At 40.8% G+C, this 24,707-nt stretch carries 27 protein-coding genes and 1 riboswitch; of the genes, 16 read left to right on the forward strand and 11 right to left on the reverse strand.

Annotated elements, in window-relative coordinates; all coding sequences use genetic code 11:
* Positions 1–49: 49 nt before the first annotated feature.
* From N0M92_RS09810 to N0M92_RS09840, 7 genes are all read left to right on the forward strand, one after another.
* Complete coding sequence (locus tag N0M92_RS09810; protein WP_192206180.1) at positions 50–265, forward strand: hypothetical protein; 216 nt, start codon at positions 50–52, stop codon at positions 263–265.
* Between the two features lie 791 nt (positions 266–1,056).
* Positions 1,057–2,238, forward strand: coding sequence for a poly-gamma-glutamate synthase PgsB (gene pgsB / locus N0M92_RS09815; protein WP_260285537.1), 1,182 nt, complete (start codon positions 1,057–1,059; stop codon positions 2,236–2,238).
* Between the two features lie 15 nt (positions 2,239–2,253).
* Complete coding sequence (pgsC, locus tag N0M92_RS09820; protein ID WP_192206182.1) at positions 2,254–2,703, forward strand: poly-gamma-glutamate biosynthesis protein PgsC; 450 nt, start codon at positions 2,254–2,256, stop codon at positions 2,701–2,703.
* Between the two features lie 10 nt (positions 2,704–2,713).
* Positions 2,714–4,006, forward strand: coding sequence for a CapA family protein (locus N0M92_RS09825; protein WP_260285538.1), 1,293 nt, complete (start codon positions 2,714–2,716; stop codon positions 4,004–4,006).
* Positions 4,007–4,075: 69 nt separating this feature from the next.
* On the forward strand, positions 4,076–5,659 hold the full coding sequence (locus N0M92_RS09830) for a gamma-glutamyltransferase family protein (RefSeq protein ID WP_260285539.1): 1,584 nt from the start codon (positions 4,076–4,078) through the stop codon (positions 5,657–5,659).
* A 69-nt stretch (positions 5,660–5,728) separates the two neighbouring features.
* Positions 5,729–5,878 (forward strand): CapE family protein, encoded by a 150-nt coding sequence (locus N0M92_RS09835; RefSeq protein WP_311202534.1) that lies wholly within the window; start codon positions 5,729–5,731, stop codon positions 5,876–5,878.
* A gap of 86 nt (positions 5,879–5,964) precedes the next feature.
* Positions 5,965–6,594, forward strand: a complete 630-nt coding sequence (locus N0M92_RS09840) for a poly-gamma-glutamate hydrolase family protein (protein ID WP_260285540.1) — start codon at positions 5,965–5,967, stop codon at positions 6,592–6,594.
* A gap of 5 nt (positions 6,595–6,599) precedes the next feature.
* Here the strand turns inward: N0M92_RS09840 and N0M92_RS09845 are convergent, their stop codons facing one another.
* Complete coding sequence (locus tag N0M92_RS09845) at positions 6,600–7,802, reverse strand: C40 family peptidase (protein WP_260285541.1); 1,203 nt, start codon at positions 7,800–7,802, stop codon at positions 6,600–6,602.
* 263 nt (positions 7,803–8,065) lie between these two features.
* Here N0M92_RS09845 and N0M92_RS09850 point away from each other — a divergent pair, with 263 nt between their 5' ends.
* Positions 8,066–8,434 carry a HesB/IscA family protein gene (locus N0M92_RS09850; RefSeq protein WP_260285542.1) on the forward strand — a complete coding sequence of 123 codons (369 nt, stop codon included), beginning with the start codon at positions 8,066–8,068 and terminating at the stop codon, positions 8,432–8,434.
* 453 nt (positions 8,435–8,887) lie between these two features.
* Here N0M92_RS09850 and N0M92_RS09855 read toward each other — a convergent pair whose 3' ends face one another.
* Together N0M92_RS09855 and N0M92_RS09860 are read right to left on the reverse strand one after the other, a co-directional pair.
* Complete coding sequence (locus N0M92_RS09855; RefSeq protein ID WP_260285543.1) at positions 8,888–10,969, reverse strand: methyl-accepting chemotaxis protein; 2,082 nt, start codon at positions 10,967–10,969, stop codon at positions 8,888–8,890.
* A 330-nt stretch (positions 10,970–11,299) separates the two neighbouring features.
* Positions 11,300–11,818 (reverse strand): DJ-1/PfpI family protein, encoded by a 519-nt coding sequence (locus N0M92_RS09860; RefSeq protein WP_260285544.1) that lies wholly within the window; start codon positions 11,816–11,818, stop codon positions 11,300–11,302.
* 136 nt (positions 11,819–11,954) lie between these two features.
* Between N0M92_RS09860 and N0M92_RS09865 the strand changes: the two genes are divergently transcribed.
* Entirely contained in the window at positions 11,955–12,350 is a 396-nt protein-coding gene (locus tag N0M92_RS09865) for a winged helix-turn-helix transcriptional regulator (protein WP_192206190.1), read from the forward strand.
* A gap of 818 nt (positions 12,351–13,168) precedes the next feature.
* On the opposite strand, the gene N0M92_RS09870 is transcribed toward N0M92_RS09865, so the two are convergent.
* From N0M92_RS09870 to N0M92_RS09880, 3 genes are read right to left on the reverse strand one after another with little or no spacing between them, the layout of a single operon-like run.
* Positions 13,169–13,654, reverse strand: a complete 486-nt coding sequence (locus N0M92_RS09870; RefSeq protein WP_260285545.1) for an SRPBCC family protein — start codon at positions 13,652–13,654, stop codon at positions 13,169–13,171.
* The gene (locus N0M92_RS09875) at positions 13,642–14,178 is read right to left on the reverse strand and encodes a GNAT family N-acetyltransferase (protein WP_260285546.1); all 537 of its coding nucleotides are present in this window, start codon (positions 14,176–14,178) and stop codon (positions 13,642–13,644) included. Before N0M92_RS09875 ends, N0M92_RS09870 begins: the two co-directional genes overlap by 13 nt.
* A 34-nt stretch (positions 14,179–14,212) precedes the next feature.
* The gene (locus N0M92_RS09880) at positions 14,213–14,731 is read right to left on the reverse strand and encodes a YfiT family bacillithiol transferase (RefSeq protein ID WP_260285547.1); all 519 of its coding nucleotides are present in this window, start codon (positions 14,729–14,731) and stop codon (positions 14,213–14,215) included.
* 245 nt (positions 14,732–14,976) lie between these two features.
* On the opposite strand from N0M92_RS09880, the gene N0M92_RS09885 reads away from it, so the two are divergent.
* From N0M92_RS09885 to N0M92_RS09895, 3 genes are read left to right on the forward strand one after another with little or no spacing between them, the layout of a single operon-like run.
* On the forward strand, positions 14,977–16,077 hold the full coding sequence (locus tag N0M92_RS09885) for an endospore germination permease (RefSeq protein ID WP_260285548.1): 1,101 nt from the start codon (positions 14,977–14,979) through the stop codon (positions 16,075–16,077).
* Positions 16,052–17,536, forward strand: a complete 1,485-nt coding sequence (locus N0M92_RS09890; RefSeq protein ID WP_260285549.1) for a spore germination protein — start codon at positions 16,052–16,054, stop codon at positions 17,534–17,536. Before N0M92_RS09885 ends, N0M92_RS09890 begins: the two co-directional genes overlap by 26 nt.
* Positions 17,537–17,540: 4 nt before the next feature.
* A complete protein-coding gene (locus N0M92_RS09895; RefSeq protein ID WP_260285550.1) occupies positions 17,541–18,686 on the forward strand; it encodes a Ger(x)C family spore germination protein in 1,146 nt (381 codons plus the stop codon).
* 277 nt (positions 18,687–18,963) lie between these two features.
* On the opposite strand, the gene N0M92_RS09900 is transcribed toward N0M92_RS09895, so the two are convergent.
* Complete coding sequence (locus N0M92_RS09900) at positions 18,964–19,206, reverse strand: hypothetical protein (RefSeq protein WP_260285551.1); 243 nt, start codon at positions 19,204–19,206, stop codon at positions 18,964–18,966.
* 310 nt (positions 19,207–19,516) lie between these two features.
* Between N0M92_RS09900 and N0M92_RS09905 the strand changes: the two genes are divergently transcribed.
* Positions 19,517–19,954, forward strand: a complete 438-nt coding sequence (locus N0M92_RS09905; RefSeq protein ID WP_260285552.1) for a GNAT family N-acetyltransferase — start codon at positions 19,517–19,519, stop codon at positions 19,952–19,954.
* A gap of 62 nt (positions 19,955–20,016) precedes the next feature.
* Here the strand turns inward: N0M92_RS09905 and N0M92_RS09910 are convergent, their stop codons facing one another.
* Positions 20,017–20,301, reverse strand: a complete 285-nt coding sequence (locus tag N0M92_RS09910; protein WP_053536026.1) for an AbrB/MazE/SpoVT family DNA-binding domain-containing protein — start codon at positions 20,299–20,301, stop codon at positions 20,017–20,019.
* A 503-nt stretch (positions 20,302–20,804) separates the two neighbouring features.
* On the opposite strand from N0M92_RS09910, the gene N0M92_RS09915 reads away from it, so the two are divergent.
* From N0M92_RS09915 to N0M92_RS09925, 3 genes are all read left to right on the forward strand, one after another.
* Positions 20,805–21,776 carry a DMT family transporter gene (locus N0M92_RS09915; protein WP_260285553.1) on the forward strand — a complete coding sequence of 324 codons (972 nt, stop codon included), beginning with the start codon at positions 20,805–20,807 and terminating at the stop codon, positions 21,774–21,776.
* A 143-nt stretch (positions 21,777–21,919) separates the two neighbouring features.
* Positions 21,920–22,019, forward strand: a riboswitch (guanidine-I (ykkC/yxkD leader).
* A gap of 72 nt (positions 22,020–22,091) precedes the next feature.
* Positions 22,092–22,433 (forward strand): DMT family transporter, encoded by a 342-nt coding sequence (locus N0M92_RS09920; protein ID WP_260285554.1) that lies wholly within the window; start codon positions 22,092–22,094, stop codon positions 22,431–22,433.
* Positions 22,433–22,747 carry a DMT family transporter gene (locus N0M92_RS09925; protein WP_192206196.1) on the forward strand — a complete coding sequence of 105 codons (315 nt, stop codon included), beginning with the start codon at positions 22,433–22,435 and terminating at the stop codon, positions 22,745–22,747. The genes N0M92_RS09920 and N0M92_RS09925 overlap by 1 nt, the downstream gene beginning before the upstream one ends.
* Positions 22,748–23,127: 380 nt before the next feature.
* Here N0M92_RS09925 and N0M92_RS09930 read toward each other — a convergent pair whose 3' ends face one another.
* The 3 genes from N0M92_RS09930 to N0M92_RS09940 all read right to left on the reverse strand — a co-directional run bounded on the left by N0M92_RS09930 (position 23,128) and on the right by N0M92_RS09940 (position 24,706).
* Positions 23,128–23,919, reverse strand: a complete 792-nt coding sequence (locus N0M92_RS09930) for a DUF817 domain-containing protein (RefSeq protein ID WP_260285555.1) — start codon at positions 23,917–23,919, stop codon at positions 23,128–23,130.
* A 72-nt stretch (positions 23,920–23,991) separates the two neighbouring features.
* A complete protein-coding gene (locus N0M92_RS09935; protein WP_063232556.1) occupies positions 23,992–24,213 on the reverse strand; it encodes a helix-turn-helix domain-containing protein in 222 nt (73 codons plus the stop codon).
* Between the two features lie 10 nt (positions 24,214–24,223).
* Positions 24,224–24,706: a DUF2975 domain-containing protein gene (locus N0M92_RS09940; RefSeq protein ID WP_260285556.1), complete on the reverse strand. Its 483-nt coding sequence runs from the start codon at positions 24,704–24,706 to the stop codon at positions 24,224–24,226.
* Position 24,707: the final 1 nt, after the last annotated feature.

Genomic DNA, 24,707 nt, shown 5'->3' on the forward strand with positions numbered 1-24,707 from the left:
TATGTTACTATTAAACTAAGACCTTTTAACCCCATAAGGAGGAATTCATATGAAACGTTTTTTCAAATTCATAACAGATTTTAACGAAAGAAAAGCACTGGAACGGGAAACCGAAGAATTCTTTCGCAAAGAACATGAAAATTATATGAAGATGAATCCTGACAATCAAGGAAAAAGAAGGAGATTAGCTCCTAGACTTTATGTGATTGATGGCGGTAAAAAGGACTCCAACCTTGAGATTTCTGACAGAAAGAAATCAAGTTAACCTGATTCCTTCCATAATCAGCTACCAAAAGCTGTAGCTTAAGACCCACAAACGGTAAATCTCCATGAAAAATGGAAATTCGTGACCATTCCATTCATTTACAATATATAAGCCGAAAGCTCAGATATGCTTCTGAGCTTTTTTTCTATTTCATTCTTCTATAAACACTATATCTATAGAAGAAACTAGGTATTTTTTAAAAAAAATGGGTTAACTTTAGTTTATTTCATGTTTAAGGTAAAAGTTCCATTATAGTCGCGGGGTATTCTCTGAGGAAAAAACCGGAAAATACACAAAAAAAGAGATGTGTTCTTTTACTCATCTTTGATCAAATTCAAAAGAGTTCAACTAATTGAGTCGTTAGATGCAATATCTTACATTGAATAACAAATGCATAAATATTGTTACGTTTATGTCAAACAATGGGTATAAACAATTACCAAACTGTAATAAACGTCACTTTTAAAAACCAATTATTATTCAAATATAGCCATTAGGAATCAGGTTCAAATGCTCATAAAACTACTTTGATTCTGACTAAAAAGGTATCTTTATTAAACTTTCCATAATTTAGTGTAAATTAACGGAGTATTTCACCGATTTCCAGACATAACTTTGTACTCATAAAACAATTTATCCCATTAGATACTATTACACCCTAATATACATTTATTTGAAAAACTCTAAAAAAACTATATTACAATAAAATAATTAGCTCTTGCCTATTAAGTTTAAAATCATGTAGTGTGTATTCAGTAATTCAAATATTTGAAAAAAAGAGAGGTTAAAAAATGGCACCGATATTTATTTGTGCGATCTTTTTGCTTGGCTATGGCATTTTCGAACAAAAGCGCCATCAGAAGCGTCTCGACTCCATCCCAGTGCGTGTGAATGTGAATGGGATTCGAGGGAAATCGACTGTAACGCGTCTAATTACAGGTGTGATCCAAGAAGCTAAGTACAAAACAGTAGGCAAAACAACCGGAACATCAGCAAGAATGATCTATTGGTTTACCGATAAGGAAAAACCGATTGTACGTCGCCCAGAAGGACCCAACATAGGAGAACAGCGGCGTGTAGTTAAAGAAGTTGCCGATTTAGGCACGGAAGCACTGGTTTGTGAGTGCATGGCCGTACAGCCTGACTATCAATTAATCTTCCAAAACAAAATGATCCAAGCAAACATTGGCGTAATCGTGAATGTATTGGAAGACCATATGGATGTAATGGGACCGACTTTGGATGAGGTTGCTGAAGCTTTCACTGCTACCATTCCCTATAATGGTCACTTAGTAACCATCGAAAGTGAATATTTGGACTTTTTCAAGCAAATTGCCAAAGAACGCAACACAAAAGTAATCGTTGCAGACAATTCTAGAATTTCGGAAGATTTTCTACGCGAATTCGACTATATGGTATTTCCTGATAATGCATCACTGGCATTGGCCGTTGCGGAAGCTTTGGGCATCGATGAAAAAACAGCTTTTCGCGGAATGTTGAATGCGCATCCCGATCCAGGTGCCATGCGGATCACCAAATTCGGGGATTCCATCCAGCCAACTTTCTTTGTCAATGGCTTTGCTGCAAATGACGCGTCATCGACACTGAACATCTGGGAACGTGTCAATACGTTCGGATACAGCACAGAACCTCCTATCGTCATCATGAATTGCCGTCCCGACCGCGTGGACCGTACAGAGCAGTTTGCTAGAGATGTATTGCCTTACATAAAATCTGAAATCGTCATTTCCATTGGTGAAACTACATCACCGATCACTCGGGCATTCGAGCAAGGTCAATTGGATACAAAAGAATATTGGGATTTAGAAAACTGGTCAACTGAAGAAATCGTTGCCCGCCTCCGCCCATTGATGAAGAATCGCATCGTCTACGGTGTCGGGAATATTCACGGTGCAGCGGAACCTTTAATTGAAGCATTCATGAAATCTAAAACAAAGCAAAAAGCAAGTTAAGTAGGAGGAACCTTAATGTTTGGATCGGATTTATATGTAGCCCTAGTACTGGGAGTAACGCTTAGCCTTATATTTTCAGAAAAGACGGGTGTCGTACCCGCAGGACTTATCGTGCCTGGTTATTTAGCATTAGTATTTGACCAATGGGAAATCATGCTGGTCATCTTGTCCATTAGTATAGTAACTTATTTGATCGTCGCCCACGGCCTTTCAAGATGGGTGATTTTATATGGAAGAAGAAAATTCGCAGCCATGATGGTGACCGGGATTTGCTTGAAACTCCTATTGGATTTAGTCTACCCCGTCATGCCATTTGAAATATTCGAGTTTCGGGGAATCGGTATAATCGTACCCGGATTGATAGCAAATACCATACAAAGACAAGGAATGCCATTGACACTTGGCAGCACGCTTTTATTATCCGGCTTGACTTTCGGTTTAATGAACGTGTACTACCTATTCTGAGGTGCAAAAAATGAAACGGAATTTAAATGCAAAAGAAAAAACACTTATCTTTATTAAACGCACGAAGAAAAAGAATCTTAAATACACTGGAATCATACTACCTATATTACTAATCGCTTTAGTCATTACCACTTGGGTGGGACGGGCTCAAGAAGTGAAAACAACCGCTTCAAAAACTGATCAACCATTGACGATGACGATGGTCGGTGATGTGATGATGGGACGTTATGTTGAAGAAGTAACGGAAAAGCATGGGTATGATTACCTCTTCCGTTATATGAAGCCCTATTTTACCGATTCAGACTATGTCAGTGGGAATTATGAACATCCCGTTTTAAAAGAAGAGGTATCCAACTACAAGGAAGCAGACACAGCTATCAGGTTAAACTCCAATAATAATGGTGTGAAAGCCGTTAAAGATGCTGGCTTCACTGTGATGAATTTGGCCAATAACCATATGATGGACTATGAAGAACGAGGACTGCTTGACACGATTGATGAATTCAAAACTGAGGATATGCACTATGTTGGTGCTGGATCGAACACTACCGAAGCTAAAAATAGCATCGACTATACGGATGTTAATGGTGTGCGTGTCGCAACACTTGGCTTCACAGATGTTTACGGTAAGGATGCCGTGTCAAAAAGTAATAAAGCCGGGATATTGAACACCAACCCTGATTTATTATTTGAAATGATTGAAAAAGCAAAGGATGCCAAGCAAGGCAACGCAGACTTGGTTGTGGTGAATGTTCACTGGGGAATAGAATATTCAACATCTACCACCGCTCGTCAAACAGACTTGGCTAAAGCGATAATCGATGCGGGAGCTGATGTCATCATCGGCCATCACCCCCATGTGCTTCAATCGTTTGATGTTTATAAAGATGGAATCATTTTCTATAGCTTAGGAAACTTCGTTTTCGATCAAGGCTGGACACGCACAAAGGATTCAGCCATGGTTCAATACCATTTAGCGGAAGACGGAAAAGCTACAGTCGATGTCGTTCCACTGCAAATTGAAGAAGCAACACCAAGGCCAGCTACCACTTCAATCGACAAATCACGTGTTTACCGTCAGTTGACGAAGGAAACGAGTGAAAAAACCCAATGGTCGAAAAAAGAGGATCACATCGAGATTACATTGGATCACAAGAAGGTAATCGACCATAAGGCTCAACGTGAGCAAGAAGAAAAAGCTGCGAAGGCAGCAAAAGAAGCGAAAGAAGCAAAAGAAAAGAAAGCTGCACAAGAGAAAAAGGCAGCACAAGCTATACAACAGGACATACAGCCCATTCAGTAAGGATCGATTGAATACTACTATGTGAAATGAGAAACAACTTGGAGTCTCAACGAGAAGGGGGAGTAATCGATGATTAACCGTGCGACTTGGAAAATATTCATTTCACTTTGCCTGCTCATATATTTAGCTGGATGTTCGAAGACCCCCCCTATTTCTGACACGAATGATCCGATAGATAGTAAAACGGAACAATCATATGGGGTCAGTTCTTCAAATCCAATCGCAATAGATGTCGGGATGGATATATTGAAAAATGGTGGTACGGCGGCAGATGCCGCCATTGCGGTATCCTATGTATTAGGTGTAGTTGAACCTTTTGGATCTGGCGTGGGTGGCGGCGGCGGTATGCTGATTGCACCGAAATCCGGCAATCCCAATTTTATCGATTATCGTGAATCCTCTCCGGAAGACCCAAGTTCAAGACACAATGCAGGGATTCCTGGCTTAGTGGCCGGCATGCAGGTTATAAGTGATAAGTATGGGAGCGTACCAATGGCAGACCTTCTCCAGCCGGCGATAGATTTGGCTGAAGGCGGATTTGAAGTCGACAAAATGTTATCATCACGCTTAGAAGCAGCTCAGCCAAGGATATCTTCCGATGCGACTTCACTTTTTTATCCTGATGGCGATGCCATTGAACCAGGCAAAACCCTCGTTCAAGAAAGACTTGCTAAAACATTGAAGCAGATTCAAAGGAAAGGTCCTGATGGTTTTTATAAAGGGGAAATCGCACGGGATATTAAAAGAGAAACAGATATCGACTTGATGGATTTAAAGCGCTATGAGGTGAAAGAACGTAAGCCGGTCCATGGAACATTTGCCGGTTATGATGCTTTTACCGCCCCTCCGCCCTTTTCCGGGATTACCGTTCTTGAAATGCTAAAGCTCGCCGAGGAAATGAACCTCAGTGATTCTGCTAGCAAATCAACTTATATGAAGGTATTGGGGGGCATAACAGATACTGCTTATCAAGACCGATCCGCCAATATTGGGGATGGAATAAGTCACTCTAAGGCGGAAAAATTGCTCTCCCCTATTCACTTGGACAATCTAAAAAATATGATCAAAAGTGAAAAATGGAAAAATAAAGAATCGAATGGTTTCGAAGAACATGAAAGTACGACACATTTTGTGATCATGGACAAGTATGGCACTGTCGTTTCCGCCACAAATACGCTCAGTAACTTTTTCGGATCTGGTGATTATACGAATGGATTTTTCCTTAACGATCAATTGAAAAATTTCCGGTCCGGCTTGAACGCTCAAGAGGCATATAAACGGTCAAGAACTTTCACCGCTCCTACCATTCTCAAGAAACCAGGGCAGGAATCGATCGGGATCGGCTCACCAGGCGGCGATAGAATTCCTCAAGTATTGATGCAGGTCCTTTATTCATATACAGAGAATGAAGGCTCATTTCAGGATATCATCGACCGTAATCGGTTCGTCTACGATGGAAATAAGATTTATACGGAATCCAGGCTTTCGAATGAAATAACAACAGAATTGGAAAATTCAGGATATGAAGTCATCCAGAAGATCTCCCCCATGTATTACGGCGGGGTTCAAGTACTCGTTAAAAATGAGAAAAATGGACAAGTATCCGGAGCTGGAGATAAAAGAAGGAATGGAAGCTGGAAAGCCCAGCAATAAAAGGGCAATCCAGTCCCTCCTTTTCTAAATATCATATGAATTTTAGCGATGTATAAGGGGACTTAGAATATGAATATCGTAAAAAAAATAACAAGCTGGGTTATACCCGTTTTTCTAATAGCTGCCCTTCTTGTGACCATGAATACATTTAAACGGACAGAAACGTTAACACCCGAAGAGCAACAGAAAATAGAACAATATACGACTATCGAAAAATAAAAAAAAGCTGGGGCATCCCCGCTTTTTTTATTTTTGCCTTCAACGGATATGGAAGATTAATTACCTACAAGTTACGGAGGATAACCATGAATGGAAATAGCTATACCGATTATATTGAACTGCAGCAAAATGAACAAGAAGAACTCGATTACCGCATCATCGTTCATCACAGGAATCCTGATATCGCAATTCTGGCCATACACGGCGGGAACATCGAACCTGGAACCAGCGAGATTGCAGCCGCACTTGGAGAGAGTCTTTGTGCAAGCACCTATCTTTTCGAAGGCCTTAAACTAAGGGGTAACCAGGTCCTTCATATAACATCCTGCTTGTTCAATGAACCGTTCGGCGTTTCAATGGCAGCGAACGCTCAGACCACCCTTTCGATCCATGGCCACTACGACGTACATAATGCGCTGGTTTACATCGGCGGAAGGAACGAACCCTATAAGAACCTCATTCAGCAATACCTCAGCAAAGCTGGATTTCAAACTGATCATGCACCGCAGCACCTTTCAGGCATGAAAGGAAACAACATCACCAACTCATCCAAGATGGGTGCAGGCGTGCAATTGGAACTTTCCACAAAGCTTAGAAAAAGCTTTTTCAAAGGTAATGACTTTACCAGTAAGAACAGGGCCAATCCATGTGATCTTTTTAAACGGTTCGTTACTGCCATTGAAAAAGCGACTCTTGAATATAAACAGGGTGAATGACTTTCTTAGTCCATCAGGTTTGCAACTTGACCGAAGCTTTCGAATTTCTGTGCAAAATAACCTGACGAAAGGTTGGAGATATGAACGCCTGCGTTTTCCGTTGTATGGAGAAAACGGCCATCACCTAGATATATGCCTACATGGGTCACACCTAGCCTTGTTCCTGTGTTGCTGAAAAACACTAAATCCCCTGCCTTTGGATTTTCGATTTTGGGCAGCAATGAGAAGTAATCCTCTGCGGAGCCCCGTTTTACTGTAAGACCCTGCTCCTTCATGACCCAATAAATGAAGCCGCTGCAATCCATTCCGGTCATTGGATCGTCTCCCCCGAAAACATAGGGGAATCCGCGTAAAGTGTATGCATACTTGATGACATCATATGCTTTATCATATGCAGCCTCCTGGTCTACATAAAACGGATATAACGGGTTGCTGTATAGTTGAAGATACTGCCCTTGCATCAAATCATCAGTACTTAACGCGTTACGGCTTTTGATCGTTTTCATGGAAATGCTGTAATTCTCCGATATACTTTTAAGCGTTTCTCCCGTTTGGACGATATGCTCTCCTTTTGGCGTGTATGTTTTGTATGCCACTTGGTATTTGGCAAAGTAAGCTTCTGTAGTGGATCTCACCTGAACCGTTTCTGCGCCATATCCAGAATTGACAAATTGGTTTTTGCCGACATAAATACCTGCAGTCACGACCTTTAAGGTGTCTTTTTCCAGAAAGAATATAATATCCCCGGTTTTTGGAGTGGCTGTATCCATCCCTTGCTTATAAAAACCATCCACTGTCAAACGGTCAACCGGCACATTTTGCTGGGAAAGAACCCAATGAATCAACCCGCTTGAATCAAAGCCTTTTTCAGGCGTCTCCTCACCAGCTGTCTTTTTAAACCCTATAAAAGATTTCGCATACCTCGCAATTTTTTGTCCTCTCTCCGACCATTGATAGATGAAAGGAGTATACGCCGTTTTAATGATTGTCAACTTTTGGCCCGCAAATAACTTTTCATCCGGTAAACCATTCGTTTTCATTAATTGCTCAGCCGATATATCATATGTCCTGGCAATCGATTCTACCGTTTCGCCAGAGATTACAGTATGCACAGGGTCTGCCGCCTCGGCCTTTAAGCCAGGTAAAAAAGTGAAACTAACCATGAATACCAATGTAAGTATCATACAGCTTATTTTTCCATTAAACATTTTAACCCTTCCTTTATACCTGAAATATTTTTTAATTTACGATGTTCAAGCAAATCCCATCATATGAATCTTTTATCCTATAATTCACCCAATCAGATACACCTTAATACCTATCACAACGATAATATCGGCGAGACAAATAAAACTTTTAGCCTATTTTCACAAAAAATCAGCGCTGTAAAATTTCACCCCACCCGAGATAAGTGAGAAATCGAAGAATTCCTAGAGGATTTTATTTTTTTATGCAGAATGGGTAATGTTAGATGGAAGGAATCCCGGTCATGACGTGCATAACGGCCTGCCTTATTTATGAAGTGGCTAACAATATAGGAGTGAATATTTTGATAAGAATGACAGAGAAAGCCCGACAGGCAATTAAAGATATGCAGCATAGTTTGGGAGCGGAAACGTATTTAAGGTTTGGCATAAATAGACCTTGCTGTAACCAGATGAACTATACATTAAGCTTGGCAATCTCTAAAAAGGATTACGAGGAAATACTCGTTTTACATGATATAAAAATGTTGCTAGACCCATTGGACTCCCCTTTTACAGATCAAACGGAAATTGATTACGAAGGTGATGGATTTTTGATCAAGAACCCGAATCCGTTGGTATCACCTATCATCTAGCAGAAGAAAATAAGGAGAAAGCTTAAATGGCCTTCCCCTCGTTTCTATGAAACTATGCCATGTACACTGTTTTTCCGCCCTTTATGGACACCATGTTTTACATCATCATGGGAGGCTCCAGGATTTTTAATCTAGTTATTTGTTTTCCTGCAATGGAATATGGAGAGCTAGTAATGAGTGATGCGGCTGCATTACTAAGTGGAGCAATGTCACTATCGTCGTTATTGGCATAACAACAAAATACCTACTACTTGTCCGATTCCTATATATTATTCCCCTTTGAAAAAAAAGCGTGGATACTTGACCCGCCCTTCTAAGTTGTCATTTTGTACTTAGAATGAGCCCCGTACAACGAATCAGTGTTCAGTCCCTGCAGAATGATATTGCAATACAACCAAAAAGGGAGACCACTTAGCGGCCTCCCCTTTTGCAATGCTTATGTTTTCCATTCCTCTACTTCTTTATCTGAAATTCCCCGAGCGTGTGCTCCAAATCAGTTATTAACTGGGTAAGCTGCTGTGTATATTGAGCGAGTTCATTGGATGCAGCGGCTTGTTCTTCCATGGAAGAGGCAATTTCTTCTGATGAAGCCGTCGTTTGCTGAGATACGGCTGTGATTTCTTCTATCACTTTAATTACCATTTCTTTTTGTTGATTGATGCCTTCAATGGATCTTGCTTCTTCCCGAATCGAATTGGATATCCTCACGATGGAATCCTCCAGCTCTTTCATGGCTTCACTTACCGTGTTTACGGCATTTTTTTGATCCTTGCTGATTTGATTCGTTTCATTGGTCGTTTTTAGCAATTCCTCTGTATCTGACAGAATGCTTTGAATGATGGCTTGAATGTTTTTTGTAGCTTCTTTTGAATCATCAGCCAAACTCCGTACTTCATTCGCCACAACAGCAAACCCTTTGCCGGACTCACCTGCCCTTGCAGCTTCTATCGATGCATTCAATGATAACAAATTGGTTTGTTCCGATATTTTCGAAATGGCATTCGTGACATCGGAAATGGTTTTTGATTTTTCCACAAGTCTTAAGCTCATGCTGGTGACTGCAGCGAACGCCATTTCAAGTTTAAGGTAGGATGTTTCCAAACCACTTACCTGTTGTTTCCCTGACTCTATATTTTCGGATGCACGCTCCAATACAGATTGGGTCTCCCTCGATTTTTTTGATAACCCATCGATTTCTCCACCAAGTACCTGGATCGTGCTCGCACCATGCTCCACCTGTTCAGATTGATTCGATGCACCCGCTGCAATCTCTTCTATCGCACGTGAGACATCTGTAATGGCCGCACTATTTTCAGCAGCTATTTGACTTAAGCCGGCATTGGCATTTGTCACCGATTCCGCATTGCCTTTTACCTTGGCAACCAAGCCTCTTAATTTCCCCAGCATCGAGTTATAGCTTTTGCTTAAGTCCGCAATCTCATCATTGGATTTAACGGCAAATTCGGTCACTAAATCCCCGCTAGCCGTCTTTTCTATGATTCTTTGGAAGTCGGCCATGATTTTCGTTAACTTTCCTGCTAGATAAAGAGCACATACCATCCCTAGTAAAAGACCTAGAATACCTGAAATCACTATGATTCTATTAATGTCATCCAGCTTTGATTGCAGTATTCTGTCTGGCGTGAGCGCCAGCACCTTCCAGTTCACTTCAGGGACCGTACTCCATTCACCTGTATAATCTTCACCATCCAACGTCAAGGCTTGATTCGCCTTGATGCCCCCATTATACATGTCGGCCACCCACTTGAACTCTGAATTGAATCGGTCAGTATCCGCAATGAAATCTTCCACCCCTTCTTCCATGCCGCTTTTTTCAGGATTCATATTCTTCCCGTCCATCCCCTTCATGAATGAACTCACGATAAAACCTTGTGAATCCAAGATCACCAGATTGCTAGTAGAATCTTTTTCGATGGTTGACCTCATTTTCCCGATTGTCGTAAGGTCGATATCATAACCGAGGGCACCTGCCATTTTTCCGTCCGATAAAACGGGCGTGACAACGGAAGTCATGATCATCCCTGAAACTTTATCCTTATATACATCCATCCATTTCGTTTCTGGTCTTTCGGTCAGCTGCGTATAAGTCTTAGTTTCCCTTGCATCCTGATTGAAATCCATTTGGGGCGAGGCATACAAGGAACCATCCGTTCCATCCATATAATAAACGGAAATTAGATCTTCATTATTCTTTTGAAATGCCCCTATCGTTTTTTGGATATCCTTGATTGAATCACCATTCTTGATCTGATTCGAAACCAGCTGTGATAACTGCTCTAGCGATTTTTCATATGTGGCCATGCTTAAATTGATTTGTGACGCCGCATTTTTTGCCGAGCTTTTGTTTATGGATATACTATCTTCTTTAAAAATGGAGGTCACTTTCACCCCCATTATCGAAACGGATACGACTATAGCGAGAAAAACGGATGTACATATAAATAATAACCATTTTATCCGGAGCGATATCCTTCTCTTTACTTTTTCTTTCTTATCAACCGATGAACTTCCCATTAATAATTTCCCCCTTTTATTTGACCTGCAAATGCGCTTGCTTACCTGTGTGAAAACAAAGATTCAATCTATGCTCAAAATGGACCCTTCCTTATTTACGATCACTTACTTTATTTTTCCACATAAACATACTATATACCTAATCAACCCTTGTCAATTGCCAATAAAGAATAAAATAGTAGGTCTAAATACATAATTGCTATTAAAAAATAAACCTTTCGCTTTAATCTGTCTAAAAACCCACAATTTCCGTCACTGGATATGTACGAAAAAATCAAAAAACCCTTGGATTGAATAGAATCCAAGGGTTTCATAAGGGTTATAATAGAGTTAGCGTAACGCTGCGGCTAAGCTTTCTCCGAATTCTTTTGCACCATCCGGACCATCACCTGTGATGATATCATCATGCGCAACGACATGCTGTTTTGCATATTCAACGGAATTGGCTTTCAATTCGTCAATTTGAACATCGACTGGGTAACAAGCAGCTTTGCGGCCAGAAAGTAAGCCCGTTTTCGCTACAGTAACAGAACCTGCACAAATTCCCGTTACAAGAACTTTTTGCTCATGCGCTTGTTTCAAAAAACTTTGCAATTCTTGGTTGCCCCATAGATGATCGTTCGTACCTGATCCCCCAATTACTGCAACTGCATCATAATCACTGGCCGAAACATCAGAAAAGATCACCTCAGCTACCGCCTTGCCTTGATAGTCCCCATTTATTTCACCTGTTTTCGTACTGGCTATCGTTACTGCCACTCCTGCATTTTCCAAGACTTCTTTCGGCTGAAATAATTCATCTTCATTAAAACGTTCTGGTGGTATAATTAGTAATGCTTTTTTACTCATATATATTGCCTCCTGAATTGAATTGTCTGATGACTACTCAAATTGTAACGCTGGTAATCGACGATGTGAAGAATGCACTTTTATGTGCGGAGGTTACCTAAAGGTTACTGGTAAAATTAAAAAGGAGTTATTGTCCATGTCAGAAACATTAAGAGATGAAATCAAAGAAAAGATCTTAAACGGCTATTATAATTGCGAAAAAGAACTTACTTTATCCATATTCAGCGGTAAATGGAAAATCGTCATTCTATGGCATTTAGGTGTAGAAGGCCCACACCGATTCAGTGATCTTCAAAGGCTTTTCCCAAAAATATCCCATAAAATCTTAACGAATCAATTACGTGAACTTATGGAAGACGGAGTCGTCCATCGGGAGGTATATCCCGAGATCCCTCCCAAAGTCGAATATTCCATGACTGACCTTGGAATGACCTTACTGCCAATCGTTGAAATGATGTATGAGTGGGGAAAAAACAGAATGAATGAAATTAAACAAGAAATGCATGTCAGTGAAAATGATACGAAAAAATAATGCATTCATGTCCCGAAAAACAAAGTCAGTTGTACAATTTTATGGAACAAAGGGCTCTCGCTTTCCGCTCACCTTTATTTTAGGCTGTTTCCGCATACATTGTTGCTATTTACCAAGTAATGTGGTGTGGTTGATTTCCCCTCCAGATGCTCGCTTTCCGCGGGGCGGGCGGTGAGCCTCCTCGGCGTAAACGCCTGTGGGGTCTCACCTGTCCCGCTGCTCCCGCAGGAGTCTCGCACTTCCACTCCAATCAACCTTAAATAGTCTCGTTTAAAAAACAACACAACAATCTTAACAAAAAGAGCCTTATTTTAGATTTGATAGAACACGATTCCCCCTTACATACTGTAGACCGAATATGACGGCCTCAGTTTTTAGACAATTCGAACCCCAGTTGATTTCAGAAATACATTGAGGGTTTCAGTAAAAAACTTTAAGGATAATCTAATATGGTCTGACTGCCTAGAAAAAGTGTGAATTCTTTTTCCAATTGTCCTTTACTTGTTTAATGATTTCATCTCTCAAACCCCTTATTCAATTTCAATATTTTTTTTTCTTAATGCCCTAAAAAAACACAGGCTATATGCCTGTGTTTAGCGTGAATGGATCAGAACCTATCTGAAAGTATAAAAAATAACCTCCCACTGGCCTTCGGTTTGGTCAATATAATGGAGAATCACCCCTCTGACCTCCTTGGATAGGTAATGTATTTCCCTTGATCATTCTTCTATTTTAAAGTCAACTGGATGGCAAAACCCTTTTCTAAAAAGTTACAGTCATAACATCACTTCGGTTTTATTTATTCACCTGCATTCCATTCATCCATCAAGTCGTTCGACGGCGGCCCTATATTCCTTATGCCATTTTTCCCATTCGTCCATCGGGAAGTCCTGATGATGACCATCCAGTAAATCACTCAACATTTCGAGGCAAACATGCCAGCCTGCCAAATCCTTTGATGTATGATCATTAACCGGCGTGATGGATTCTTTCAATACCAATGAGCATCCATCCTTTTCAGGGGATACCTCGAAACGAACCCAGCCGTCACCCCAATCAAAATCTAAAACGGCAGATTCCCGAAAATCCCTAATTTTCATATCAAAAGATTCCCCTGACCCATCATTGAAATTGAATTTGATGGTCCCGCCTTTTTGAAGATCCTTCACTTCCAGGTTGGACATCCATTTTTCCACCTTATCATTCTCCGTTAAAGCACTCCATACCTTTTCCACCGAATGATTGAGCAGGCGATCGAATCTTGCAATAATCCCCTTACCTTGTTTTTCGATTACAGCTTGCATATATTTCCCCCCATTCCATTCGTTTTTTTATAATAAAAAATGGTTGGATGGCATTCACCATTTGCAGATTTCGCATAATCAGGGATCCTGCCTGCCTGAATATATCCCAATGAAGTATACAGGGCGTTAGAAGGATCTCCCTCCCTTGTATCCAGGACCAATAATGTCCGTCCCTCCTGCTTGGCCTTCTTCTCAGCCTCCAGCATAAGTGAACGGCCTATTCCATTTCGCCTATAACCAGTATGTGTCATTAATTTTGCGATTTCCGCACGATGGCTGCCGTTTTGCTTTGAACATACATGTAACTGTACGCTCCCGACAATCTCACCCTGTATTTTAGCGACAAACAGAATCACATCAGGATTTAAGGCGCCACTCCAGTAATCAATGGCCTCCGACCGTTTCATGGGAGGTAAAAAACCAATGGACGCGCCATCTTCCACAACCCGCATCAAAAGAACCGAAAGTTCATTAAGGTGGGATTCGATTGATGTTAATTGTTCGATTTTCAACTCAGCATTCACAGTAACCACAACCTTTCAGGCAAAACGATCATATTCACCATCCCTGGCGCCTTGATAAAGAAGTAATATGGGCCAGATGATGGCGTCCGTGCCAAGCATAAATGCCTATATTTTCACCGACCGTCACCTCTCCTGAATCAGGATGGATGAATGTTCGGCCCATGTCGTCTGCATGAAGACCCGATAAAAGGTTGCACATCCGGATATGTACACTTTCTATTAGCGATAAAGAAACTTCAATCGGCAAATCATAATCAGGCAGTTCTGCCCATTTCGTCTCTTCGTACGGTTTAATGACCGGACGTTCTTCCGTAAGGGCCAATTTGAAGCGAATATACGCATTCATATGACTATCGGCAACATGATGCACCACCTGGCGGACCGTCCATCCTCCAGGCCGATAAGCCGTATCAAGCCTTTCATCATCCATGTTACCTACCGCTTCCCGCAGCATCCGAGGCAAAGCTTCCATCTCGTTGATCCACCCCCAGGCCACATCACTAGTAATTTGCCCGTCAAACTGAAACGTTCCAACCGGGTATCTTAAATCCATCTTCCTTCCCCCTTGATGTTCAATATAAATAGCATCCAGTATATATTCTATATTCTTTTTTTATTGAGACAAATCCTTTTTACCGGCCATTCTTTGTTTTGCAAGCCTGTTCATGCTTCCATTCCCGCAGGAATATTAATCCAATCGTTATCACGTATACTATTTCCACATTTAGCAACCATAACAAAAGAATGGCATTTGCATCATCCCAAACTTTAAACAATGGAAATGGGGATAGGATCATCTTGAAGAAAATCAGTTCGATACAAACTCTTAGCATCTTCTTTTTATCAATCGGCCTTCTTAATCACGTTATGTTGATCCCTTTCCTTCTATCCACCGGCGGAAGGGATTCTTGGTTTTTTTCTATCCTGACTATTGGATTGATACCGGTTTGGGTCTACATATTATCGAAGATAATCAAGAATATGAATAATCGATCCCTGACAAATTGGCTTGATAATAGATTCGGGAAACCTATTAAAAATATCGTTTTATTCTTTATCGTGATTTATCTGATCAGTCTTGTATTGGCCACCACCAAGGAAACGATTGATTGGATCACGACGAGCTTCCTTTTTGAAACCCCAAGTTTAGCGATTATCATTCCGTTTACACTGCTATGCATATTCCTTGCCCATTCAGGTATGCGCTCCATCGCCATTTGCTCTTCTGTATTATTGCCCATTGTCGTCATTCTTGGCATTTTCGTTGCGACCGGAAATATACCGACAAAAGACTATAGCCACCTCCTTCCCCTTTTCGAGAATGGCTATTTTCAAGGCGTTAAGTCCTTGCAGTATTCTGGTTATGGTCTTGCCGAACTGATTTTAATCTCTTTTTTCCAGGAAAAGCTTACTGATAAAGTCAGTTGGAAAGTATTGGTTTCCATTTGCCTCGGTTTATTATTTTTACTTCTAGGCCCATTAACAGCTGCACTTGCCGAATTCGGACCGACCTTAGCCGAAGCCATGAGGTACCCAGCCTATGAACAGTGGCGTCTGCTGACTATTGGAAAATATATTGAACATACAGATTTCTTTTCCATTTATCAATGGCTTGCTGGTGCTTATATCCGTGTTTCACTGGGATTATTCTTAATAACGGAAATCTTTAATAGGAAAACGGAAAAAATGAAGGTCGGAATTCTTTTCGCTGTCGGCTTTCTCATGGTTGTCATCTCCATCGTACCATTCAGTAATTTCGAATTTTTGCATGTGACCCAAACATTTTATTATCCTGGCGCTTTTTATTTCCTGTTACTTTTGTCCGCCTTTTTGTTTATCGGCACGTTCATTAGATCTAAGGAGGGTAAACGACATGAGAATGAAACGATCCAAAAATGAACCAACCCTGCCTGAATTAAAGGAGGAGACATTTCGGGAGTTATTCAGTTCAAGCTCGGATATCATATTTGACACGATTTATATTGGAGAAACCGAAAGACCCATTCCTGTCCTTATATTTTATTGCTCGGGTATGGCAGATACCAGTTTACTGAACGAGGGGATTTTGGAAAAGTTAAACAAAATGATGGAAATGGATGAGAGAATCGATGAAAAAGAGGCAATCAACAAGCTAAAGCCATTGATAGATTTGACTAGAGTGACGATTGATAGTGAATTCAATAGCGTCCAGCAGCTGATTTTCTCCGGGAATGTCTTATTATTCATCCCATCAACCCAAAAGTTATTTTCAATAAATTTGTCCAATGTTCCGAACAGGCAGCCTGAGGAATCTTCCTTCGAAGTCTCTGTAAGAGGACCAAGAGATGGATTTGTCGAGGATTTATCCATGAATACCGCTTTAATCAGAAAACGGCTAAAAACAAAATCTCTCGCCTATGAAGACTTTATCGTCGGCAGGCGCAGCCAAACGAAAGTCGCACTAATGTACATGGATGACATCATTGATAAAGAATTGGTCAAAAATGTGAGGTCCAAGATCAGCTCCCTGGATATTGATATATTGGTGAGCAGCCAACAATTGGAGGAATTGATCACAAACGGTAAATTTAGTATCTTTCCACTCACTCATTATACAAGTCGCCCCGACTTTGCAGTGGAAGCACTCAACCAAGGAAGATTCATTCTAATCGTGGACGGAATGCCAACAATAATCGTGGCTCCTTCTACATTATTATTGCAAATAAAAACAGCAGAAGATTCGAATCTTCCTTATCTATTTGTAAGCCTTGAGCGACTGCTTCGCTTAATGGGGCTAGGCATTACCATATTATTGCCCGGGTTTTGGATATCCATTTCCGCTTTCAACATTGAACAGGTGCCATTCCCGTTATTGGCCACCATCACCCTTTCAAGGCTTGGACTTCCCTTATCCGCCACCATGGAATTCATTCTCATGCTCCTTTTATTTGAATTATTCCGTGAATCCGGAGTCAGGTTACCTAAAGCGGTTGGGCAGACAGTTGCTGTTGTAGGCGGCCTCATTGTCGGTGATGCCGCGATAAGGGCCGGACTGACCTCACAAACCATGCTTGTGGTTACTGCCGTAACCTCTGTCGCATCGTATACTCTTGTAAACCAGTCTTTAACAGGGGTCGTAACGATTCTGCGTATGTTTGTGCTGTTACTAAGCTGTATTTATGGAATCTACGGTACGATAATCGGTTTCCTTACCATTGTCACTTTACTATCCAGGCTTGATTCATTCGGGATTTCATATATTGGCGGAATGAACCCGCCAATATTCTCTAAACTACTGGATTCATTCATAATGAGGCCATGGACTTCCCTGAGCAAACGATCCTTGGCCGCTAATGATAAAACCAGGAAGGGGCAGTAGAGCCATGTTCCGCATCTGCAAAATATTATTGGCCATCCCTCTATTCCTTTTACTTTCTGGCTGCTGGGATGAGAAAACGATCCAGGACTTCCATTATATAACGGCCATCGGGATAGATTTCAAAGATGGGGAATACATTGTATATACTCAACTTGTGGACTTCGCTGCGGTAGCTAAAACAGAGGCAAAGCCCTCTCAAGCCCCGCCCGTATATGTAGGGAAAGAAAAAGGGCGTTCCATCTCAATCGCTGTTAATAAACTAATGCAGAATACTCAACAGGCCCTCTATATCGGGCATGTTTCCACATTTGTCATCAGTGAAAATGTATTGAAGCAGCAAAGTACAGAAATAGTGGATTTTATATACAGAAATCAATTACTTAGGTACTCAGCCAATATCTTTGGCACAAAAAGTTCCATAGATGAGCTTTTCTCCATTAACGGTTATTTTAATTTGTCACCATTATACACGACATTATATTTACCAGAAGATATCTATCGTAATCGATCATACATCGAGCCCATTACGGTTCAAAAGTATTATTCTAACCAGCGGGAAAAAGCATCAACGACCATCCTTCCCTCCATTTCCTGGAACGATACAGTATGGAAAGAAAAAGATAAAAAAAGAAAAAGCATCTATATGGATGGTGCATTTTCCATTTATTATAAAGTATCCCAGCCCTGGTTCTCTGAAAAGGAACTGAGCGGCATACGCTGGCTCACTAAAAGGACCAACAAAACTCCCGTAAACATTAACGTGAATAAGCAAGACATCTATGCATCTTTCTCCCATCCGCATTATCAAGTAAAGCCAGTTCTTAAGGATGGAAAGTACAAATTCGTTATTGACGTTGACGTATCAGGTAAAATTCTGGGGCTTGATACCCAAATGGATATCGATAAAATAAAACGAAAATTCGAAAGCCAAATAAAAAAAGAAATCCAATCAACATTCATGAAAGGGATTCAAAAGAACGCAGACCCTTTAAGCTTAGGCAAAATCCTTTATATCAAAGAGACAAAATACTGGCAAAAGAATCATATAATTGAGCCGAAGGATTACTTAGATAAGGATTCACTACATGATATAAACGTTAAGGTTCACATCCATAATACAGGCGGTTTAGAAGCTAAACCACTCGAATAATGAAGGAATAAGTTTGTGATTTTATTGGCCAATTTCATGAGTATTTGCTCCATTTTCATCAGTAAATCGGTATTTGCTCCAAACTCACGAGTAAACGCTTATATTTCGTGAGTTTGCTGCTGCATTCTATGAATCATGCTCCTTTCACGAGTAAATCGGCATAATTCACGAGTATTTGCTCCAAACTTAGGAGTATTTGATCTAAACTCACGAGTAAATCGACCAAACTCACGAGTAAACGCTTATATTTCGTGAGTTTGCTGCTGCATTCTATGAATCATGCTCCTTTCACGAGTAAATCGGCATAATTCACGAGTATTTGCTCCAAACTCACGAGTATTTGATCTAAACTCACGAGTAAATCGACCAAACTCACGAGTATTTGCTCTAATTTCACGAGTAAACGCTTATATTTCGTGAGTTTGCAGCTGCATTCTATGAGTAATGCTCCTTTCTCGAGTAAATCGGCATAATTCACGAGTATTTGCTCCAAACTTACGAGTATTTGATCTAAACTCACGAGTAAATCGACCAAACTCACGAGTAAACGCTTATATTTCGTGAGTTTGCTGCTGCATTCTATGAATCATGCTCCTTTCTCGAGTAAATCGGCATAATTCACGAGTATTTGCTCCAAACTCACGAGCTATCATCCATGAGTTTACTGCTCAACTTTGGTATATTGCCCGCTTCATGATGAAATGAAATCAGGATGGTGCCTTTTTGGGATCCATCCTGATTTTTGGCGCCGGAAAATGTGGCTTTGAATTTGGCGGGAAGCATGAATAAATGATAAATTTAGAGTATTCTAATAATTAGGGGGGCCGTTTATGAGCATACAGAAGGCTACATTGCATGAGCTGGAATCACTGACCGAACTTTTTGATTTATACAGAGTGTTTTATGAGCAAGCATCCGATCCTGGTCGTGCAAGGGAGTTTTTAAGGGAAAGGCTGACAAATGTGGAGTCTGTGATTTTCATGGCCTATGATGAAGGAAATCCTATTGGTTTTGTACAATTATATCCTTCTTTTTCATCTGTGAGTATGATGCGGTCATGGGTATTGAATGATTTATTCGTGAAGGAGTCCGCCCGCAAAAAGGGTTTTGGCGAGGAGTTGTTGAACGCGGCCATCACTTTTGCACGCGAAGCAGGTGCCAAAGGGGTTTCACTGGAGACAGGCAAGGATAATGTAAACGCACAAAGACTTTATGAAAAAATTGGTTTCGTCCGTGAAACGAACCATTTTTATTATTTCACCATTTAATATAAAAAAGTGTAGGGAAAAAACCTTCCCTACACTTGGATGCTATATATCTAGTATATTAATTATTTAGCAGTTTCCATGCTGGCTTGAATTTCTTTAATAAGAAGTTCGGCACCTTCAGGGCTAAGTATTAATTTACCATCAGCAAGTTTCATATTGTCATCGGAAACCTCACCTGTAACCTGGCAAGTCATGTTTGGTTTATATTTTTGAAGGATGATGCGCTCTTGTTCTACATAAATCTCCAGAGCGTCTTTCTCATTAATTCCTAATGTTCGGCGCAGTTCAATTGGAATGACTACCCGTCCTAATTCGTCAACTTTACGTACAATACCTGTAGATTTCATTTAATTTACCCCACTAACTTTCTTGCGAATGTTGCATTTAATATTTCGTCACCATTCGACATTATTTGCACTTTTATAAAGATACCACTCCCTACCATATTCGTCAATTCTCGTATCTTCATATATTATCTGCCTCTATATGATTTTTATATAAAATATTAGTAATCCCTTCATAATCCGCGACATAACAACGTTTCTCGCTTGTATCAATGGTACATTTTGTTAATTTAAATATTAAAATGGAAACGTCTTCATTTAACTCCAAAGACCATTTCTTCCGTTCCGTGTCGAATCATGGAGAAGGAATTTCGCTAGTTTCAAAGAATCCTGTTGATTTTCTATTGCTTTTGAAGGACAATTTAATTTGATCGCTTATAATATTCCGAAAATTCACATTCCACTTTTGACGCAGTGGATATTTCTTGAAAGTCGTTCAGAAAGACGAAGCGATTGCCATGCTTCCAGAGTCTTACTGACTCATAAAACAGATTGAGGTGAGTCAATTGCGTCCGATTATATTAGGTATTTGTTCCGCTTTCTTTTTTGCATTTACGTTTGTTTTAAATCAGGCAATGGAGTTATCTGGCGGAAGCTGGATATGGAGTGCTTCGCTGCGTTATATCTTTATGGTGCCTTTTCTGTTATGTATCGTGTTAAGCAGAAAAAATCTGCTTCCCCTTTTACGAGTGATGAGAGAAAAGCCAGGTCCTTGGCTGCTATGGAGTTTTGTCGGCTTTGGGTTATTTTATGCTCCATTATGCTTTGCATCCGCCTACTCACCAGGCTGGCTAATTGCCGGCACTTGGCAAATCACGATCATTTCGGGTGCATTACTTGCGCCGCTGTTTTTTGAGACTGTCCAAACGAAAGATGGGCTCGAAAGGCAAAGAGGAAGGGTTTCTGTGAAAGGCCTCCTCATGTCCATGATCATCCTGCTTGGAATCATCCTGATGCAGCTGGAACATACCAAGCACATTTCAATGGCCAATCTTTGGCTGGGAGTGATTCCAATCGTCATCGCCTCGTTTGCATACCCTTTGGGAAATCGCAAAATGATGGAGGTATCCGAAGGACGCCTGGATGCCTATCAGCGGGTATTGGGAATGACTTTGGCGAGTCTGCCATTCTGGTTTCTGCTTTCATTGTACGGTTTCTTTACAGTAGGGGCACCGACGAAGATGCAAAGTTTCCAATCCCTATTGGTGGCACTATTTTCTGGAGTCATCGCCACAGTCCTTTTTTTCAAGGCGACCGATTTGGTAAGCGGAAATATGCAGAAATTAGCTTCCGTTGAAGCTACACAATCGATGGAGGTCCTTTTTGCACTGGCTGGCGAATTACTATTCCTATCTTTACCGATTCCTTCTCCGTTATCGTGGTTCGGCATCTTTATCGTCATCATAGGAATGATCCTGCATAGCTATGTATCACATAAAAAAGAAGGTGCATCACGGAAACGGATAGTGAGTGCCTAAATAGCAAGTCAAAAAGAGCCCCGAATCTTATCGGGGCTTTTACAATATTTTATTGCGGCAAAAAGCTCACCATCCATTTTTTCATTAAACTTTTACCTTGAGTAAGTTCAAGAAGTATGTATAATGAAAGGTAATTGCATATGTCAAATGTTTTCTAGGGTTCCGCAGTGCGTCTATTGCTGGTCTGGTCCGAGAGAAAACTCACAGCATGCTGTGCCACGGAAGGATAAAAGCCTGGGAGAAACTGTTTAACGGTTATCTCTTGGGCTTTTTTTGTTTTTTTGGTAAAGAATAAAAACGGAGGTGCGGTATTTCATGAGCACAAACTGGATTAAAGTATTCATTGCAGCTTTTTTTGAAGTATTTTGGGTGATTGGCTTAAAACATGCAGATGACATTTGGACTTGGTCTGGAACGGTCATTTCGATCATCATCAGTTTTTATTTGATGATAATGGCTGGCAGGAAGCTTCCTGTCGGAACGGTATATGCCGTTTTTGTCGGAATGGGGACGGCCGGGACCGTTTTTTCCGAAATCATTTTCTTTGGGGAATCCTTCAAGCTGAGCAAAACGCTATTGATCCTCCTTTTATTATCAGGAGTGATCGGCTTGAAATTAGTGACTGATGATAAAGCTGAGAAAGGGGCTGAATCATAATGGCTTGGGTCTCTTTAATCTTAGCGGGGCTATTTGAAATGTTTGGGGTTGCGATGATAAATAAATTGCACAAAGACCGTAATTGGCAATCCTTGCTGCTGTTATTCATCGGATTCGGAGCAAGTTTCCTCTTTCTTGCTTTTGCCATGAAAACCTTGCCGATGGGGACGGCTTATGCAATCTGGACAGGGATCGGTGCATCGGGCGGAGCGATAATCGGGATGCTCCTCTACGGGGAATCCAAAGATTGGCGAAGGGTCATTTTTATAGCCATGGTCCTTGGCGCAGCAGTGGGATTAAAACTTGTTTCATAGGAATGTTTTTCGTGGAAATTCAGAAGAAAAAAAGGACTAGGACACCACAATTCTTTATAAAAGATTTTAGAGAATCAGAGACGGCACATATATGTTCATTATGTGCCGTCTTTTCACCCAATTTGTTTTTCACGCGAAGGCCGAATTTTCTTTTTATAAGGCTCTTTTCGTAAAGATTGTTGTTTTTAAAAACGAAACGATTTAAGGTTGATTGGAACGCAAGTGCGAGACTCCTGCGGGAGCAGTGGGACAAGTGAGACCCCACAGGCGTTTACGCCGAGGAGGCTCACCGCCCGCCCCGCGGAAAGCGAGCATCTGGAGGGGAAATCAACCACACCCCTTTACTTGGTAAATAGCAACAAAGTAGCGAAAACAGCCTTTTATAAAAATTGACTTGCATCCATCTTAGTGGAATCTTTCCCCTTAACCTGTTTTAGCGTCGCTACTATAAGAAAGCTAACAATCACTAATAAGAGCCATGAACTTACCTTTCCTAAATGAACGAGACTCCATGCATCGGTTTGGTTTGGATATTCCCAAGCTCCAAAGAACGTTGCGATATTTTCGGCTATCCAGATAAAAAATCCGATGAGAACGAATGAAAGCGCGATTGGCATACGATAATGAGTTCCGCCAACCTCGTATGTGACCCATGATCGCCAAAAGACGATGATGACAAGTCCAGATAACCACCAACGAACATCAATCCAATAATGGTGGGTGAAAAAGTTCAAATAAATCGCAGCAGCAAGAGATACAACGGCCAAAAACGGTGGCCACTTGACCAGTTCAACCTTTAACCTCCTCCACGCCTGGCAAAGATAACTCGCTACACTTGCGTACATGAATCCGCTATACAGCGGCACTCCAAAAATTTTGAAATAACCTTCCTCTGGATAAGTCCAGGAGCCCATATGTACCTTGAAAAGTTCAAGAGCAAGTCCAATAAGGTGGAATAGTGTGATGACCTTCAGTTCATCCTTTGTTTCAAGCCCGGAACGCACCATCCACCACTGCATCAGAAGGCAGATGATGAGCAGCCAGTCATACCGCGGCAGGAAGGGAAGCGGTATGAACTTTGTAATAGCCAAAGAGGCAAAAATAACGGCAGGGAACAAGCATGATAAAACTTGCTCCCAACCAAAACGAACGAGTTGTTTCAGTGCTCTCATGATTGGTGCCTCCATTTTTTTAATGGTTAAGTGACTCCCCTTTGCTGAAGTCTTTCTTGTTCTTCCACTTTTTCAATCTTGGGTGTCTTCATCATTTCGATATTCTAATATATCTCCGGGTTGACATTCTAAAGCCTTACAAATCGCCTCTAAAGTTGTTAATCGAATCGCTTTTGCCTTACCGTTTTTCAATATGGAAAGATTGGCCATCGTTATTCCAACCCTCTCGGAAAGTTCTGTAACACTCATTTTCCTTTTAGCCAGCATCACATCAATATTGATTATAATCGCCAAGTTTTTCACCTCAGACTATTAAGTCATTTTCTGATTTTATATCGATGGCTTCTTGTAAAAGCCTTTGAAGGACAGCAGCAAAGACTGCAATCACCAATGAAGCAAAAATGACGACCATTCCGATTAATATGATACCTGGGGCGTCGTCCATTTCCGCTATGAGATAAAAGAGCGGCATGCCTACCACATACAAGCCACTGATTGTGATTGCACAATTTTTTATTGTCTTTAAAGCTCTTACAGATAATTCCGAGAAAGCTTTGTTCTTGTCAATATAACTTAAAAGTTTAAAGGCTTGATATAGAGCAAAGTAAAAAGGTATCGCCGATGCATACAAATCGATTAAAACGAGATATTTCAAATAAGTCATATCCGGATATAATTCTGCTGCAAAGTTCGCTATCTCAGGCACAAAAAAGATGCACAAAGCAAGAACAGGCAGTCCAATAAGAATGACAGCTATCTTTAAAAAGAGTGTTGTTCCTAGTTTCATA

Source organism: Peribacillus aracenensis (assembly GCF_025175645.1).
Taxonomy (GTDB): domain Bacteria; phylum Bacillota; class Bacilli; order Bacillales; family DSM-1321; genus Peribacillus; species Peribacillus aracenensis.

Coding starts and splice junctions, on each gene's coding strand:
- N0M92_RS09840 (WP_260285540.1), top strand. CDS start 5,965: ATGAATGGAAATAGCTATACCGATTATATTGAACTGCAGCAAAATGAA.
- N0M92_RS09855 (WP_260285543.1), bottom strand. CDS start 10,969: ATGGGAAGTTCATCGGTTGATAAGAAAGAAAAAGTAAAGAGAAGGATA.
- N0M92_RS09845 (WP_260285541.1), bottom strand. CDS start 7,802: ATGTTTAATGGAAAAATAAGCTGTATGATACTTACATTGGTATTCATG.
- N0M92_RS09895 (WP_260285550.1), top strand. CDS start 17,541: ATGTTCCGCATCTGCAAAATATTATTGGCCATCCCTCTATTCCTTTTA.
- N0M92_RS09860 (WP_260285544.1), bottom strand. CDS start 11,818: ATGAGTAAAAAAGCATTACTAATTATACCACCAGAACGTTTTAATGAA.
- N0M92_RS09850 (WP_260285542.1), top strand. CDS start 8,066: ATGGAAGGAATCCCGGTCATGACGTGCATAACGGCCTGCCTTATTTAT.
- N0M92_RS09870 (WP_260285545.1), bottom strand. CDS start 13,654: ATGCAAGCTGTAATCGAAAAACAAGGTAAGGGGATTATTGCAAGATTC.
- N0M92_RS09830 (WP_260285539.1), top strand. CDS start 4,076: ATGATTAACCGTGCGACTTGGAAAATATTCATTTCACTTTGCCTGCTC.
- pgsC (WP_192206182.1), top strand. CDS start 2,254: ATGTTTGGATCGGATTTATATGTAGCCCTAGTACTGGGAGTAACGCTT.
- N0M92_RS09940 (WP_260285556.1), bottom strand. CDS start 24,706: ATGAAACTAGGAACAACACTCTTTTTAAAGATAGCTGTCATTCTTATT.
- N0M92_RS09810 (WP_192206180.1), top strand. CDS start 50: ATGAAACGTTTTTTCAAATTCATAACAGATTTTAACGAAAGAAAAGCA.
- pgsB (WP_260285537.1), top strand. CDS start 1,057: ATGGCACCGATATTTATTTGTGCGATCTTTTTGCTTGGCTATGGCATT.
- N0M92_RS09880 (WP_260285547.1), bottom strand. CDS start 14,731: ATGGATTTAAGATACCCGGTTGGAACGTTTCAGTTTGACGGGCAAATT.
- N0M92_RS09920 (WP_260285554.1), top strand. CDS start 22,092: ATGAGCACAAACTGGATTAAAGTATTCATTGCAGCTTTTTTTGAAGTA.
- N0M92_RS09925 (WP_192206196.1), top strand. CDS start 22,433: ATGGCTTGGGTCTCTTTAATCTTAGCGGGGCTATTTGAAATGTTTGGG.
- N0M92_RS09890 (WP_260285549.1), top strand. CDS start 16,052: ATGAGAATGAAACGATCCAAAAATGAACCAACCCTGCCTGAATTAAAG.
- N0M92_RS09910 (WP_053536026.1), bottom strand. CDS start 20,301: ATGAAATCTACAGGTATTGTACGTAAAGTTGACGAATTAGGACGGGTA.
- N0M92_RS09930 (WP_260285555.1), bottom strand. CDS start 23,919: ATGAGAGCACTGAAACAACTCGTTCGTTTTGGTTGGGAGCAAGTTTTA.
- N0M92_RS09865 (WP_192206190.1), top strand. CDS start 11,955: ATGTCAGAAACATTAAGAGATGAAATCAAAGAAAAGATCTTAAACGGC.
- N0M92_RS09835 (WP_311202534.1), top strand. CDS start 5,729: ATGAATATCGTAAAAAAAATAACAAGCTGGGTTATACCCGTTTTTCTA.
- N0M92_RS09825 (WP_260285538.1), top strand. CDS start 2,714: ATGAAACGGAATTTAAATGCAAAAGAAAAAACACTTATCTTTATTAAA.
- N0M92_RS09905 (WP_260285552.1), top strand. CDS start 19,517: ATGAGCATACAGAAGGCTACATTGCATGAGCTGGAATCACTGACCGAA.